Origin of the sequence: Alkalinema sp. FACHB-956 (genome assembly GCF_014697025.1) — a bacterium.
Taxonomy (GTDB): domain Bacteria; phylum Cyanobacteriota; class Cyanobacteriia; order Leptolyngbyales; family Leptolyngbyaceae; genus Alkalinema.
Genome location: NZ_JACJRC010000022.1, coordinates 54,284 through 71,014, shown reverse-complemented (window position 1 = coordinate 71,014; position 16,731 = coordinate 54,284). Strand labels below are relative to the sequence as shown.

The 16,731-nt window shown below is 48.7% G+C and carries 4 protein-coding genes; 2 read left to right on the top strand and 2 right to left on the bottom strand.

What is annotated here, in order from left to right:
• The first annotated feature begins 500 nt into the window (after positions 1-500).
• Both H6G21_RS19545 and H6G21_RS19540 read left to right on the top strand, forming a co-directional pair.
• The gene (locus H6G21_RS19545) at positions 501-10,610 is read left to right on the top strand and encodes a Calx-beta domain-containing protein (RefSeq protein WP_190575092.1); all 10,110 of its coding nucleotides are present in this window, start codon (positions 501-503) and stop codon (positions 10,608-10,610) included.
• Positions 10,611-10,765: 155 nt separating this feature from the next.
• Positions 10,766-12,667, top strand: coding sequence for an ABC transporter ATP-binding protein (locus H6G21_RS19540; protein WP_190575091.1), 1,902 nt, complete (start codon positions 10,766-10,768; stop codon positions 12,665-12,667).
• Between the two features lie 275 nt (positions 12,668-12,942).
• Here H6G21_RS19540 and H6G21_RS19535 read toward each other — a convergent pair whose 3' ends face one another.
• Both H6G21_RS19535 and H6G21_RS19530 read right to left on the bottom strand, forming a co-directional pair.
• Positions 12,943-15,696, bottom strand: coding sequence for a GAF domain-containing protein (locus H6G21_RS19535; RefSeq protein WP_190575090.1), 2,754 nt, complete (start codon positions 15,694-15,696; stop codon positions 12,943-12,945).
• 302 nt (positions 15,697-15,998) lie between these two features.
• Complete coding sequence (locus H6G21_RS19530) at positions 15,999-16,694, bottom strand: hypothetical protein (RefSeq protein ID WP_190575089.1); 696 nt, start codon at positions 16,692-16,694, stop codon at positions 15,999-16,001.
• Positions 16,695-16,731: the final 37 nt, after the last annotated feature.

Genomic DNA, 16,731 nt, shown 5'->3' with positions numbered 1-16,731 from the left:
ATACGGAGCACAGCGTACCCCAAAAAACGAATCCAGGATGTTTCAACGATGCTTCAACCGTAGCCCAACCCAGCTTGACTCCTTAGCTTAAGGGGGGTATTCAGGGGGCATTTATCGGATCTCAGATGCACTCGCTAGGTTCCTAGCGCTTGCTCCGAGAAAGTTCCCCAATCCCCCGGAATTCATGAATCTCTGGAAATCCGGACAAGATTTCATCAAGACTGGAAAATCCGTGAAATCTCCTGCGAGCTTTTGGGCAACCTAACTTTGTTTACACGGTTATACGGATCTCAGATCTAGTATCACTCTGGTAACAAAATAAACCAACTTCGACAAAGTTTTACGCAAGTTTCACGTTCGAAACTGCGCTTCAGCGGTTATCTTGTAGCAGCCCGATCGCCCATTAGGGAATAGGCTCATTGTTTGAACTGCTTGTTTGAACTACTGGTTTAAACGGCGTTGTCACTGTTCCGCACCTGCCAATCTCAGGAGTTTAGAGCATGGAATTTGCTGGGTCTTCCCTCTGGAATTCATCTTCACTCAATATCCCTTCATCTTCCTTGGGCCTCGATCGCTACGGGGCATCTCCCTTAACCCCTTGGCAGGGAATCTCTTCAGCCAAGCCTGCTTCGCTGGTCTTTATTGATGCTGGGGTACAGGATGCCACGTCTTTGCTGGAGAGTGTCGATGACCATGCTGCGGTCTATGTCCTTAACCCCTACCAGGATGCGATCGGACAAATTACTGCAACGCTCTTACAACATACCGGGATTGAGTCAGTCCACATTCTCTCCCATGGGGCGGCAGGGCAACTCCAACTGGGTAATTCCTGGCTGGGCGAAGAGAACCTGGCTTCCTATACCCAGCAATTCAAATCCTGGGCCCAAGCGTTAACCGCTGACGCAGATATCCTGCTGTATGGCTGTGAGGTGGGGCAAGGCGCGATCGGCCGATCGTTGCTGCAAGGGTTAGCTCAGTTCACAGGTGCGGATGTTGCGGCCTCAGATGATTTGACCGGGCTGGATGGGGATTGGGTTTTGGAAGCACAGGTTGGCAATATTACGGCTGCCAGTCTCCAGCCTGCTGACTATCGATACAACCTCAACACCCAACTCCTCTCCGAAATTCAAACCACCTTGTCCAGCACCACTGTGGGAGGCTCGATCTCTCCCGGTATGGTGAGCCAGAATGGCCAATATGTTGTCTTTACCAGTAAGTCTGATGGCTTGGTAGCTCAGGATAGTAATGGTCTAGAGGATGTATTTCTCTACGATCGTGTTAACAATACCTACACATTAGTCAGTCATAACGCAACCAATACGGGTTCTGGTAACGGAACTTCGCTCAAACCTGTCATTAGTGGTGATGGGAACTACGTTGCCTTTGTGAGTAGTGCCAGTAATCTCGTCAGTGGTGTTACGGATAATAACAATTTAGAAGATGTATTTCTGTGGGAGCGGAGTACCGGGAATATCACGTTGCTGAGTGGTTTGAGTGGTGTGACCCAAGCTGGAACCTCCAGTAACCCCGTCATCAACCAAGATGGTTCCGTTGTTGCCTTTACCAGTACGGCCTCTGGATTATTGGGTGTTTCCGATCGGAATGGCCTAGCTGGGTTGGATGTGTTTGTCTGGACAAAGGCAAATGGCTTGGAACTGGTGAGTATTAACCAAAACTTCAATGGAAGTGGTAACGGTTCATCCTTTAACCCTGTTGTGAGTGCCGATGGTCAATATGTTGCCTTTATCAGTACTGCCAATGACCTGCTTCCTGGGGATAACGATGGTTCCCAAGCGGATGTTTTTGTCTATGGCGTCACCAGTGGCACTTTTGATCAGATTAGTATTAATCCAGCCGTATCAGGTGGCAGCGGTACAGTTTCTGGGCGGTTAGCCATCAGTGCTAACGGTGGACGAATTGCTTTTGCAACGTCCTCCCGGCTATTGGCAACCGATACCAATATTTTCAATGATATTTATGTTTGGGATCGTGCATCAGGTAACTTTATTCTGGGAAGTGTCAGCTCCACGGGAACTCAAGCGGGGGATGGCAGTTCTGATGCTCCAGTCTTGAGTGCCAATGGACGATATTTAGCATTTACTAGCGCAGCGAGTAACTTGGTTGCTACGGGAGACGCCAATGGCGCTTTAGATGTTTATTGGCGAGATTTGGATGCAACCAATCCTAGTCGCTTAATTAGCCAAGTGGGTGGAGTAGCTGGCAATTCTTCCTCCCTTAGCCCTGTCATAAGTGATGATGGGAAAACGATCGTTTTTGTCAGCAGTGCAACCAATTTAATTGCCAATGACACCAACAACCGTGCTGATGCCTTTGCCTATAACGTGGACACTCAAGTACTCTCCCTCGTAACCCGGCGGCAAGGGGTTACGACTCCAACGGTGGGGGATAGTGGTACGCAAAATCCGGCTATTAGCGGTGATGGGAAGTTTGCATTCTTTAGCAGTGATGCGACGAATTTAGTGCCCCAAGATACGAACGGCGCAGAAGATGTCTTTTTCACAGACTTGACCACCAGTGAAGTCACACTCATTTCTCGAGCTACCCGCACTTCAATTACGGGTAACGGAAACTCTGAGGTGACTTCTAATAAATCAATTAGCGCCGATGGTCGTTATGTAGTCTTTACTAGCTCAGTTGATAACCTGGTGTCAGGGGACGCCAATGGGGTTACGGATATCTTTTTGCGGGATGTCACGCTACCCAGTAGTAATCCCAATGCCATTCAGTTGGTTAGTCGGACGACATCCGGTAATGCTGGCAATGGGGCGTCCTCTACGCCGATGATTAGTGGTGATAGCAATTTTATCGTTTTCACCAGTTCTTCCTCTAATTTGGTGGCGGGCGATACCAATAACCAAGCGGATATTTTCTTGTACGATCGATCGACGGGTACCATTCAACTCGTTAGTAAAGTTGGGGCTACTCTAGCGAATGGAGCATCCGCAAATCCTGTTATTAGTAACGATGGTCAGTACGTTGTTTTTACTAGCACAGCCAGCAATTTAGTTGCTAATGACAATAATAATGCCCAGGATGTTTTTCTGTGGAATCGCTCAACGGGAACTATTCAACTAGTCAGTAAGACAGTTTCTGGTAGCAGTGGAAATGCCGCTTCTGCGAATGCGACGATTAGCGCGAATGGCCAGTATGTAGTCTTTACCAGCACGGCCAGTGATTTGACCGCGGGGGATACCAATAATGCCCAGGATGTTTTTGCCTTTAATACTCAAACCGGCGTGGTTACTCTCCTCAGCACAGGAGGGAGTGGCATTGGAGATGACGATTCCTTCAATCCAGTCATTAGTGATGATGGCCGCTATGTTGCCTTTGTCAGTGACGCTACTAACCTTGTTGCGAATGATGCGAATGGCACCCAAGACGTTTTCCGATATGACTTGCAAGCGGCATCTAATCCCGTCGCATTGGTTAGTGTGAATACTAGTGGAACAGCTGGAGTGACAACCGGAACATTCACCACACTAGGTTCCTATTCGCCGACCATCAGCGCCGATGGTAACTTTATTGCCTTTGTGAGTGCAGCGAGTGATTTAACTACGACTACGGATACGAATGGTAATGCACCGGATGTGTTTATCCGAAATATGCAAACGGGGCAGACTTCACTGGTGAGTGTCAATTCTGCTGGTACAGGTAGTGGTAATGGATCGGGATCTGTCAATCCGGTCATTAGTGCGGATGGTCGCTATGTTGCCTTTGTGAGCACCGCCTCGAATCTGGTGACAGGGGATACAAACGGGAATATCCAAGATGTTTTTGTGCGCGATACGGTCACGGGGCGTACTCGGTTGATTAGCGTAGATGACCTGGACATTGAGTCGGGGAATGCTGCTTCCAACGATCCGACCCTCAGCCGCAATGCTGCTTATATTGCGTTTACTAGTAATGCGAGTAATTTGGTAGACGATGATCTCAATCGTGCTGCGGATGTCTTTGGAACTGAATTGAAGCAAACGGTTAGCATCGTGACCCAGGATGGAACCGCAGCAGAAGCCGGTGGTGATACGGGAATCTATCGGGTCAGTCGTACCGATCCAGCAGGTGAACTCATTATTAAGTTAACACCAAAGGTTACGGGAACGGCTTCGCTGCAAGACTATACCATTACAACGACTACGATAGGCGCTACGCTGGTTCGGGATGCCAATACGGGACTGGTGACGCTGACGCTGGCCGATAATATTAAAGAAGCGATTTTAACGGTTACCGCGATCGATGATATTCCTGCAGAAGCAACGGAAACGATCGATCTTGCTCTGGTGGACGATGGTGGATTTTTAATCAGTGGTGCGGCCTCCAGTGCCACCGTCTCAATTACAGATAACGACACTGTAGTGACGAACACTAATGATGCGGGTGAGGGATCGCTCCGTCAGGCTATTTTAAATGCCAATGCCTTTGCTGGGGCGAATACCATTACCTTCCAAATCCCAGGGGCTGGGCCGCATACGATCGCGCTACAATCAGCCCTTTCGGACGTTACTGATACCGTCACGATTGATGGCACTAGCCAAGCTGGATTTGCAACGACGCCTGTCATCACATTGGATGGCACCGCGATCGCTGCCACAGCGAATGGGTTAAACCTTGCGGCTAATGGTAACCAAGTTAAAGGTCTGAAAATTACCAACTTCAAGGGAAATGGGATTGCAATTGCAGGGAATAACAATATCATTGGTTTAGATGCAGCGGCTACCACAGGTGGTAATGTCATCACCGCTAATGGACAGGTAGGGGTTGCGGTGACTTCAGGAACAGGTAACCGTATCTCTGGCAACTCGATCGTTAACAATACTGGACTAGGAATTGATCTAGGTGCAGATGGCGTCACGTTGAATGATCTGGGGGATGCGGATACAGGTATCAATAATCTGCAAAATTTCCCGATTTCCCTGGTGGCTGAGAACACGCTCACAGGCAATCAAACGATTATTACAGGTCGTCTGAATGGAATTGCTGGACGCACGATTCGCGTGGAATTTTTCAGTAATACCGCCGCTGATTCCTCGACCAATGGTGAGGGGGAGGTGTATCTGGGCTTCCAGAATGTCACGATCGCTAGCAATGGCTTTGCAGATATTTCCTTTACCACTGCAACAGCAGTCACAGGTCTAGTCAGTGCAACGGCGATCGATAGTCAAAGCGGTGATACGTCGGAATTTGCGGTAACCGTTCCTCTGTCTAAACCAGAAATTTCGATCGTTCCTGTTGTGCCATCGCTGACAGAAGGGGATACGGGAACAACGGACTATGAATTTGATGTCGTGCTGTCCCGGGCAAGTGCTCAAGAGGTGACCGTGAATGTGGCGACCCTAGCGGGAACTGCGACAGAGGGAACCGATTATCAAGCCTTTTCTCAGACCATCACTTTTGCTCCGGGCGCAACCACCCAGCGGATTTCCATCAAAGTGGTTGGTGATACCTTGGTTGAGGGGAATGAAACCTTCAACGTTGTCCTCAGTGGTCCTTCAGTTAACGCAACTTTAGCAACAACGCCATCGGCAACGGGTACGATTCGGGATAATGACACGCCTCAGTTTTCGATCGTGGCATCGGCTCCAACGATCACGGAAGGGAATAGCGGGACTGTCGCCTATACGTTTACGGTGAGCCTATCACAACCGAGTTTAACTCCTGTGTCCGTAGATTATCGTACCGTCGATGGAACGGCCATTTCCACGGGAGCAGGGGCAGATTTTGTAGCCACTACAGGTACGCTGAACTTTGCGGCCAATGATACTACACCTAAAACAATTACTGTTCTGGTCAACGGTGATACCACGTTTGAATCCCCTGAAAACTTTGTGGTGGAATTGTTGAACCCCTCGGGGGCCATTATTGACAGTGTCGCAGCCTCCGCAACCGGTGTGATTGCCAATGATGAACTGCCCCCTGTGATTACGCTAGAGCCGTTGACCTTGAGTCAAGCGGAAGGAGTCAGTGGTAATACAGCCTATGACTTTAAGGTGAAGCTGTCTGGGCCTTCCAGTACGCCCATCACGGTGGACTACACAACCCAAGATGGAACCGCCCTAGCCGCAGAAGATTACACGGCACTGGCGGGTACCCTCACCTTTGCGCCGGGAGAACTGGAAAAAACAATCACGGTTCAGGCGAAAGGAGATACCAAGTTTGAAACGGACGAAACGTTCACCTTGGTGTTGTCTAACCCCACGGGCAGCGCCACGATCGCGCCTGGTAACACCACCGCAACGGGAACGATTACCAATGATGATCTTCGTCCCACGATTAGCTTTATTGCCTCCACCGTTGCTAATCCAGAAGGCAATAGCGGGACAACGTCTAAGACCTTTACAGTTCAACTCTCCAATCCCTCTAGTGAAGTTGTTACGGTGAACTATGCGACGCAGGATGGCACTGCGATCGCGGGTTCAGACTACACTGCTAGTACAGGAACGTTAACCTTTAATCCTGGTGAAACCACTAAGGATATTACGATTCAGGTTACGGGAGATACGACTCCAGAGGATAACGAAAACTTCCAAGTGAAGTTAACGGGTGCAACTAATGCAACATTAACAGGTGGGGCTACAGAATTATTGGCGACGGGTACAATCACCGATGATGATACGACAGCCAAAATCAGCTTAATCCCGTTAACCCTCAGCGCGGCAGAAGGGAACAGTGGTACGGTCAACTATACATTTACCGTTAAGCTTTCCCAAGCGGCAACGCAGCCGATTACGCTTGACTACACCACGAAAGATGGAACCGCGCTGGCGGGTGAAGATTACACAGCTGCGAATGGAACGTTAACCTTTGCTGCAGGGGAAACGGAGAAAACTATCACCATCCAAGTCAATGGGGATACGAAATTTGAAGGGGACGAAACCTTTACCCTAGAACTCTCGAATGCGATTGGAGCAACAATTACTGCGGGCAACACGATCGGAACTGCAACGCTTACGAACGATGATGTCCGACCGATCATCAGTTTTGCCTCGCCGAATGTATCTACAGCGGAAGGCAATAGTGGTAATACACCTGCAGTCTTCACCATCAATTTGTCAAACCCCTCCAGTGAAATTGTCACTGTTAACTATACGACCCAGGATGGGACAGCCACTGCGGGATCGGACTACACAGCAAATACGGGGACGTTAACGTTCAATCCTGGCGAAACTAGTAAAAACATTACCGTTCAAGTTGCTGGAGACACAACACCGGAAGCCAATGAAACCTTCCAAGTTCAACTCAGTGGTGCTAGTAACGCCACCTTCACGGGTGGAGCTGCAACACTGGCGAGTACCGGAACCATTACCGATGATGATGCTCCCGTTGTCCCGAGAATTTCTGTCACTCCAACCTTAGTTTCTAAATCGGAAGGTAATAGCAGTAGCCAGTTCTACCAATTCACTATCCAGCTAGATCAACCCACTACGCAACAGGTCTCAGTACAATATGCCACCGTCGATGGTACAGCCGTGAGTGCTGGTCTATCCGCAGACTATGGTGGCAAGGCCGGTACACTAATTTTTGCTGCCGGTGAAACGACTAAAACCGTGACGATCGAAGTGTTTGGGGATCCCAGTTTTGAAGCGAATGAAACGTTCAAACTCCAACTCAGTAATCCTCAAAATGCACTCTTGGGAAGCACCGAAGCAACGGGTGAAATTGTCAACGATGATGCTGCCCCATTACCCGGGCTTTCCGTCATTGCCACGCCGAATACTGTGGTTGAAGGGAATACTGGAACCACAAAAACTGTGACCTTTACAATTTCGTTGTCCAGTGCTGCTACACAACCTGTGACCGTTACCTATGAAACGGTGGATGGGACGGCCACTTCAGTAGGCAATGATTATGTGCCAGTGTCAGGTTCTCTCACCTTTGCACCTGGGGAAACGAGTAAAACCGTCAATGTGACCATTCGTGGAGATGATACTGTTGAAGCGGATGAGGACTTCTCGCTGAACTTGAGCAACCCAACTAACGCTAAGATTGATGTCCTTTCAGCCTTTGCAACCATTTCTAATGACGACTCTACCAACGGACAGTTACCCACTGTCTCCCTAGGAATGACTGCGATTAGCCAAAATGAGGGCAATGCAGGAACAACGACCTATACGTTTACAGCAACCTTATCCCAAGCAGCCACTTCGACTGTGACTGTTGACTATGACACGATCGATGGCACTGCAACGATCGCGGATAATGACTATCTTGCAGTGAGTAATGGCCGTCTGACCTTTAATGCAGGTGAAACGACAAAGACGTTTAGTATTACGGTAAATGGAGATACGAAAGTCGAATCGAATGAAACCTTTAAGGTACAACTGAAGAATCCTGTCGGTGTGACGATCGGGACCGCCAGCCAAGATGGAATTATTCAAAATGATGATGTTGCCCCGTCCCCCAGTCTGAGCATTGTACCGACTAACGCGGCGCAAACTGAAGGTAACAGCGGCACCAAAGCCTTTACATTTACCGTCAATCTTTCCCAGGCTGCGACGACTCCAGTGACGGTGAACTATACAACCGTAGATGGGACAGCAACGATCGCGAATAACGACTATGTCCAAAAAGCAGGAACATTGACCTTTGCTACGGGTGAGACTTCTAAGGTCATTACGATCGATGTCAAGGGAGATACGGTTACTGAGTCTGATGAGAACTTCTCCGTCCAGTTAAGTAATGCCTCTGGAGCAACAATTGGTACAGCTTCTGCCAACGGTTTAATTATTAACGATGATGCAGCTAATATGGCAACTAATATCTCTCTTGATGGCAATACCGATCTTTTGTGGCGGAATACCAATACAGGTGATGTTGTCTTTTGGCAGATCAATCAAACTCCCTCGGTCAACCAATATAACCTCAACAAATCTATTGGCAACTCCAATTGGCAAGTTCAGGGTACGGCAGATTTTGATGGAGATGGAGATGCTGATATTCTCTGGCGTAACCTCTTCACTGGAGCCAATTTGATTTGGCGAATGAACGGAACCAGCTATGTTGAAGATGTACTTCTACCAACTGTTGCGGATACTAATTGGAAGATTGAAGGCATTGGAGACTTTACAGGTGATGGACGGGTTGATATTCTTTGGCGTCAAACGCAAGTGGGTGCAGTACAAGTCTGGGCTATGAATGGCACTGTCGTCGCTAACGGTTATGGCCTGCTCACAATTGGGAATGGTGATTGGGTTGTTGAAAGCGTCGGTGATCTAGATGGCGATAAGGTGACTGATATTGTTTGGCGAAATCAACTTACAGGGGCGATGGCCGATTGGTTGATTCGCCCTGATGCGACTGGAATTCGTTTGCAACCCGTTGATTTGCTATCGGTTCCGGATCTGTCCTGGAAAATTGCAGGAATTGCGGACTTCAATGGCGATCTTAAGTCTGATATCCTCTGGCGCAACTACCGCACTGGAGAAAATGGGATTTGGATCATGAATAACGGTCGGTTCGTTAGCAGTACCAAATTGTTTAGGGTTCCTGAAGCTCAGTGGGAGATTAAGGGGATTTCAGACTTTAATAAAGATGGTAGCTCGGATCTCCTGTGGCAAAATCAGCAAACCCAGGAAGTCGCACTGTGGTATATGAATCGCGATGCCTATGGAGTGGCGGTTGTGCTACCGAATGCACCTAGCGGTTGGTCGATTGCCGGTTTGAGTGATTTTGGTACTGATGGAAATGCTGATATCCTGTGGCGAGATTCTAAAACGGGTGAAACCTATATTTGGACAGTTGATAGTTCCACCTTTAATCAAGCATTTAACGTTTTTCGAATTGATGATTTGAGTTGGAAGGCTGAATTGACGGGTGACTTTAATGGGGATGGAAAAGTTGACATTTTCTGGCGCAATCAGCGCACGGGATCTAGTGGCTTTTGGATCATGAACAATACGCAGCTTGTGACTGCCACATTTAACATTCCTCAGGTAACCGATGTAAGCTGGAAAGTCCAAGGGGCGACAGATTTCGATGGGGATGGAGATCTTGATATCCTTTGGCAAAATCGCTCTACTGGCCAAGTTGGCATTTGGGAAATGAATCGCGATCGCTATGTTCGAAGTCACACTCTGATCACGGTTGCCGATCTGTCGTGGCAAATTGAAGGTATTGCGGACTTTGACCTCGATCGTAAACCTGACATCCTCTGGCGCAATTACCGCACTGGGCAGACAGCGATTTGGAAAATGAATGGATTTAGCTATCTACAAAGCATCAACTTACCATCAGTGGCAGATATTGCATGGCGTATTGAATCAATTGGTGATTTTAACAAAGATGGTCGAGTAGACCTTCTCTGGTTTAATTCCTCGACCCAAGATGTAGCTATCTGGACAATGAACGGCTTTAATTTGGTTCAGTCCTATCGTGTGAAGCCAGCACCCAGTGGAAATTGGCAAATTCAGGGCATTCGCGACTTTAATCGGGATGGATTTTTGGATGTTTTCTGGGTGAATCCTGGTACTGGCTCTACTCAAGTGTGGTACATGAATGGGGTTAACTACGGTAGTGCGATCGTTCTACCCAGCTACTCAGACTTGAACTGGCGGATAGAAGGATTTGATGACTTTGGGAGTTCTGCCCCTGCATAAGGACAGAACTCCCAAAGTCATCTCCGGCGGCGACTTCACTCAACTTACCTGGAATAAATTCACTCTCCACTGCAACCGGAGAGCACCTGAATAGAGGAGTCCTCCTGTAAGATGGCAAATAAGCTAGTCTGGAGTTGTTCACCTTCGTAGCCGCTATGACTCAACCCATCCTGGATGTTCGCAATCTGCAAGTACAGTTCACCACCGAGGCCAGTTCTGGCAAAGGCAATGCCCCTACTGTGATTAATGCGGTGGATGGGATTTCCTTTCAGGTCTTGCCGGGACAAACCCTGGGCATTGTGGGCGAGTCAGGATCCGGAAAATCGGTCACCTCCTTAGCGGTGATGGGGTTGGTACCCAGCCCACCGGGAAAGGTGACAGCCGGAGAAATTTGGTTTCAGGAGGGCGATCGCCAGATTGATTTATTAAAAATTGCGCCCCAGCAGCTACGAGACCTGCGGGGTGGACGGATTGCCATGATTTTCCAGGAACCGATGAGTTCCCTCAATCCGGTTCATACGATCGGGTTCCAACTGACCGAAGCAATCCAACTCCACCAACAGGTCGGAGAAGCGGAAGCCCGTCGTCGAGCTGTGTCCCTGCTCCAGGAAGTGCGCTTGCTGCCCAGTGACCATGATCTGCGGGAACAGTTGCTGACGGACGGGGTGAGGGAAATCGATCGCGCTATGAATCGGCAAAAGGAAGCCCTGCTCAATCGCTATCCTCACCAAATGTCCGGTGGACAGTTGCAGCGGGTCATGATTGCCATGGCAATTTCCTGTAATCCTGCGCTGTTGATTGCAGATGAACCGACAACGGCGCTGGATGTCACCATTCAAGCCCAGGTGCTGGAATTGCTGCGGGAATTGCGCGATCGCCGGGGCATGGGCATGATTTTTATCACCCATGATTTGGGTCTCATCGGCGAAATTGCCGATCAAGTTGCGGTGATGTATGAAGGCAAAATTGTTGAATACGGGGCTGTAGCAGATCTGTTTGAACAGCCGCGCCATCCCTACACCCAAGGATTGTTAACCTGTCGGCCTCGCCCCGATCGCTCGTTCAAAGTATTGCCCACCGTCTCCGATTTCATGGAAGTTGTGACCACGGAAACCGGGGAGCGACGCATTGAAGCCCGACAGGTCAATGTGGATCAGGTTTTACAAACCCTCCCAGAAGTGACACCAGCGGAAAAACACGATCGCTTGCAGGCTCTGCGATCGCAACCCCCGCTGCTATCGGTACAAAATTTGCGGGTTGCTTATCCCATCAAAGGTGTGTTGGGGCGAACCCAGCACTATATGATGGCGGTCAATGATGTCTCTTTTGATATCTATCCTGGGGAAACCCTGGGATTGGTGGGTGAGTCCGGTTGTGGTAAAACAACGCTAGCAAGAACACTTCTGCGATTGGTCAATGCACAGTCGGGTAAAATTCTGTTCGATGGCCAAGATATTCTGGCATTAAAGCCCAATGCGCTCCGGCAATTGCGCAAGGAAATGCAAATCATTTTCCAAAATCCTTTCAGTTCCCTCGATCCACGCATGAGTATCGGGGAAGCGGTTATGGAACCGATGAAGATTTTTGGTGGTAAAAATAGCCGTGAATTTCGCGATCGTGCTAGTTATCTGCTAAACCGAGTAGGTTTGTCGGCAGATGCCATGACCCGCTATCCCCATCAATTTTCCGGAGGACAGCGACAACGGATTTGTATTGCCCGATCGTTGGCGATGAATCCTCGATTTATTATCTGTGATGAATCTGTTTCCGCTTTGGATGTCTCAGTTCAAGCGCAAGTGTTGAATTTATTGAAAGAGCTTCAAGAGGAATTTGGCCTAACGTATGTTTTTATTTCCCATGACCTCAGCGTTGTCAAATTCATGAGCGATCGCATTATGGTGATGAATCGTGGCAGAATCGAGGAAATGGATGTTGCCGATCGGATTTACGAATCCCCCCAACAGGAATATACGAAAACGCTCATCCAGGCAATTCCGGTGGGCACGCTGGAACAAATTCGCGAACGCCAACAGGAACGCCAGCAAAAAGCAGGATAGAACGAAGGTGGCGACCCAGTTGTGAATATCACGTGAGTTCAATAAACAAAAATGTCCCTCACAAATATATCCCTCACAAAAATGTCCCTCACAAATCCCCTGTCCTTGGACGGAGAATTCACTTTCGGGGGGCGGGGGAGTAGAGTCCCCTGAATCGATAAACCCATTCCAGCGATGCGTTAATTGTAGGCTCATTGCTGGAATGGGTTGTATTTGAAGTTGACTGTATTGAGTTGTCTCTATCGAGATTACTACGTTGTCTCCATCGGGTTGACCTACCCATGGAAGGTAATGGGTAATTCGATCGTAAACTCGCTGCCCCGTTCCCAATCCGATGTATAAGTCACACTCCCTGCATGTTGTTCTGTAATGACCTGGTAGCTGATGGAGAGCCCTAAACCTGTGCCTTGGCCAACGGGACGGGTCGTAAAGAAGGGATCGAAAATCAATTGTTGAATTTCCTTAGCAATTCCCTGCCCATTATCAGCAATATGAATGGCGACGCGATCGTCATTCACAACTTCTGTCCGAATTTCAATCGTACTCAAATACAAGGCCCGTTCTTCTAACGACAGATGCCGCCTTTTTTCCTCGATCGCCTCGATCGCATTGCTCAACAGGTGCATAAAGACCTGATTGATGGCCCCTGCGCAGCATTCCACCTCAGGTAAGCCCCCATAGGACTTCACGATTTGGATAGGGAGATGATCACACTGGCCTTTAAGACGATGTTGCACCATCATCAGCGTACTCTCTAACCCTTCATGGAGATCTACGGGTTTAATTTCCGCTTGATCCAGCCGTGAGAAATTGCGTAGAGCCAAGACAATTTGTCGAATCCGTTCTGTCCCAATCTTCATGGAATTTAAGGTCTTGGGTAAATCCTCCACGAGGAAATCTAAATCCACAGACTGAAGACAATCCTGAATCCGATCGCTGGCAATGGGATGCTCCTGTTGATAGAGTTTCAACAAATTGAGCAGATCGTCTGCATAATCGCTCACATGACGAATATTGCCATGGATAAAATTCACCGGATTATTGATTTCATGGGCCACCCCCGCCACTAACTGCCCTAAACTAGACATCTTTTCGGTTTGGATCAGTTGGGTTTGGGTCTGCTTGAGTTCTGCTAAGGCATTTTCTAATTCCGTTGCTTGCTGTTGTGTCTGTGTCAAAAGACTTGCTTGCTGAATGGCCACTCCTAGATGGGCTGCAATTTGAACGAGAAATTTGACTTCCGACTCTTCCCATTCACGAGGCTGCGAGTTTTGATAGGCACCCAGCAGTCCCCACAAATCTTGTCCCATAAAAATTGGGACAATGACAAAGGACTGAGCCTGGAAATGCTGTAATAGCTCTATATGACAGTCGGCAAGCCCAACCTGCTGAACATTGTTAACAACCCAAAATTCGTGATTCCGATATCGTCCTCCTTGGGTTTCTTGGAGATAGGTATCTTCGATCGTGATGCCGGAGTCTTGTTCGACTAACTTTCTCCAACCGGATACAACATATTCCCCCACAAAACGACCACTCCAGTCTGGATGAAACTGGTAAAGGGCAACACGTTCGGCTTGCAATGCCTGACAGATTTCTTGAGTCGTGGTTTGGAACATCGTTTGCAAATCCAGTGACTCACGAATGCGAGTCACCACTTCAAAAAGAATGTGTTGTTGATCCGTTACCTGTTGTAAATCATCCGTCGTTTCTTGCAATTCAGCGGTGCGAAGTTCTACCTGCTGTTCAAGGCTTGCGTTGAGGATTTGTAGCTTTTGGTAGAGTTCATATTGTTCGATCGCAGCGGAAAATTGATTGCCAATCACTTGTGATAGTTCTACATCACTGTCTGTCCAGGAGTGCACTTGATTGGTGCGAGACTGTCGCCAAATTTCAAAGGACTGACGGGGATAGAATTGTCGCTGATCGGGATTAAATTCTCCGGCCCACAGAGTTTCGGTTTCAAAGCTATTGCGAAAAACGGTTAAGTACCCAAGCAGCCGTTGTCTTGCAATTAAGGGAATAATCAACAAACTACGAATGGAGGTGGTATGGAATAGGGGCTGAATCGTTCGCAGTACAGGAACTTGAAAGATGTCATTGATTGCCCAAGCTAGCCCCTCGCCCGTCGCGAAGTGTTGTTGTAGCCCATGGCATTCCTCCATATTGGAGAGGGGAGAGAATTGTTGATCGGGTTGTAAGCCCCAAGTGTAGACCATGGCTTCCATGACCTGATGGGTCGAAGCCAGATCTGACGCCTGCGTCAACACGCCAGGTCGAATAAATAAACGTCCGCCAGTTCCCTGAAAGGCCTTAATGGTTTCCTCGAGGGCTGCTTGAAGTTCAATCTGGGTAGAGGAATAGAGAAAGTTCGTAATGCGTCGGAGCGCCGATTCCCGCGAGGCTTTTTCCTGGGCTTGTTGCACTAAGGTGGCTTGGGCGATCGCGATCGACACTTGGTCAACCACCAGTTGCACCCCTTCAATCTGCTCTGTGGCCAGCCGTTTTGGGTCAGCATGGTGAGCGACAATCAGACCCCAGAGGTGATCCTGATGCAGAATCGGAGCCACCAGGGAAGACTTCACGCCCATGGCGGTTAAATATTCTGCATGACACGGATCCAAGGGGCGAAAGTGCCAATCTTCTGCTTGCAGTTCCCCGGTTTGTGGATCGCGCAGGCAGCTTTGCCCAATTTCGCGGGATGAAACATCGACCACCGTTCTTACTTTGGCTGCGATAAAAAGCTGGCGAATCTCGGGTGGAATATCATCCGCTGGAAAGTTTAAGCCGTACAGAGTCGGTAAGCGCTGTTCTGCTCCCAGGGCTTCCGCCACGACTTTGCCACTGCCATCGCCATGGAATTGGTAAATTTTGAGGCGATCGATCTCCAAGAATCTTTGTAACTCTGTGGCAGTTGCATCCAGAATGGTGACCAGATCCATGGATTTCCGAATCTGGTGGTTAATTCGGTGCAGTAAATTGCCTAAATGTAGAGAAACGCTAGGATTTGCCGAGATCGAGATAACCATGTCTTACCGCTTGTCGCTGATTGGGATGACTCTAGATCCATAGCATTCCCATCCTCAATCAACTCTTTGCTAGATTATCTACAAGAATTAACAATTTTCTTATAATTATTAGTCCGGTTATTCCTTGAGCCTGTTTATTTCTCGCTTGGCGATTGCAGGGCCAGTTGGCTGGCAGACTTGCTGAACCAGTGGGGGCTGAACTAGTGAGGCTATCTGTCAAGTCCTAGAGCCCCAACGTTCCAGACTCCCAACGTCCTACATCGTCACTGCGTTCCCCCATGGAGCTACTGACCTATTGCGGGTTAGGGCATTTGACCGATCGTAGACGCTGAACCCTGTTGAGCAGGCGGTGCACTATTCGTGGTAGGAACCCATTGCAGGGGTCTTGTCAGACTCACGGTGAGGCTCCCAACGGCGATCGTTAATCCAACCACAACGCCCGTCATCCACTTAATCCGAGTTCTGAGAAATTGAATTTCCTGCTGTGAGGCTTGTAGTTGATTGAGCACCACGATCGTGGCAGGCACTTCACCCGAATCAGCCGGTTGCAAACTTGGGGTGGCGGCGGGTAAAACGGGTGTAGGAGCCGCTGTCAAGATGACAGCCTCTTGCATGGTCTTTTGCCCTGAATCGGAATCGGTTTGGTTCTGACGGCGAGTACGCTGGGTTTGAAAAGTGGCTACCGTGTATAGCCAATCAGCAATCATTTGAGGACAATTTTTGTGAAACCACCGCACTGCAAATGTCCGAAAAACAGGTTTGGACATGCCAGCGATCGATCTAGAAAATTTATTCAGCCAAGGTTGCGGCAGTTTTTGATTGATCAGATGGGTAGAACCAACATCATACAAACGATCTAAAATCATCCGTAGGGTATTTTCTTCCTGTTTTGCCAAATGCTCCAGCAGGATGACGACTTCCCGCATGCGATCGATGTCCATTTTGGTATCTTGCTGAGCTTGCTTGGAAGATAATCCGTAGGGCTGAAATTTAGTCATAGGAACACAGAATGGGACAGCAAGGCGGTAGATAGCG

What these genes read in the sequence shown, in the direction of transcription:
- H6G21_RS19545 (WP_190575092.1), top strand. Translation starts at nt 501, where the DNA reads ATGGAATTTGCTGGGTCTTCCCTCTGGAATTCATCTTCACTCAATATC.
- H6G21_RS19540 (WP_190575091.1), top strand. Translation starts at nt 10,766, where the DNA reads ATGACTCAACCCATCCTGGATGTTCGCAATCTGCAAGTACAGTTCACC.
- H6G21_RS19535 (WP_190575090.1), bottom strand. Translation starts at nt 15,696, where the DNA reads ATGGTTATCTCGATCTCGGCAAATCCTAGCGTTTCTCTACATTTAGGC.
- H6G21_RS19530 (WP_190575089.1), bottom strand. Translation starts at nt 16,694, where the DNA reads ATGACTAAATTTCAGCCCTACGGATTATCTTCCAAGCAAGCTCAGCAA.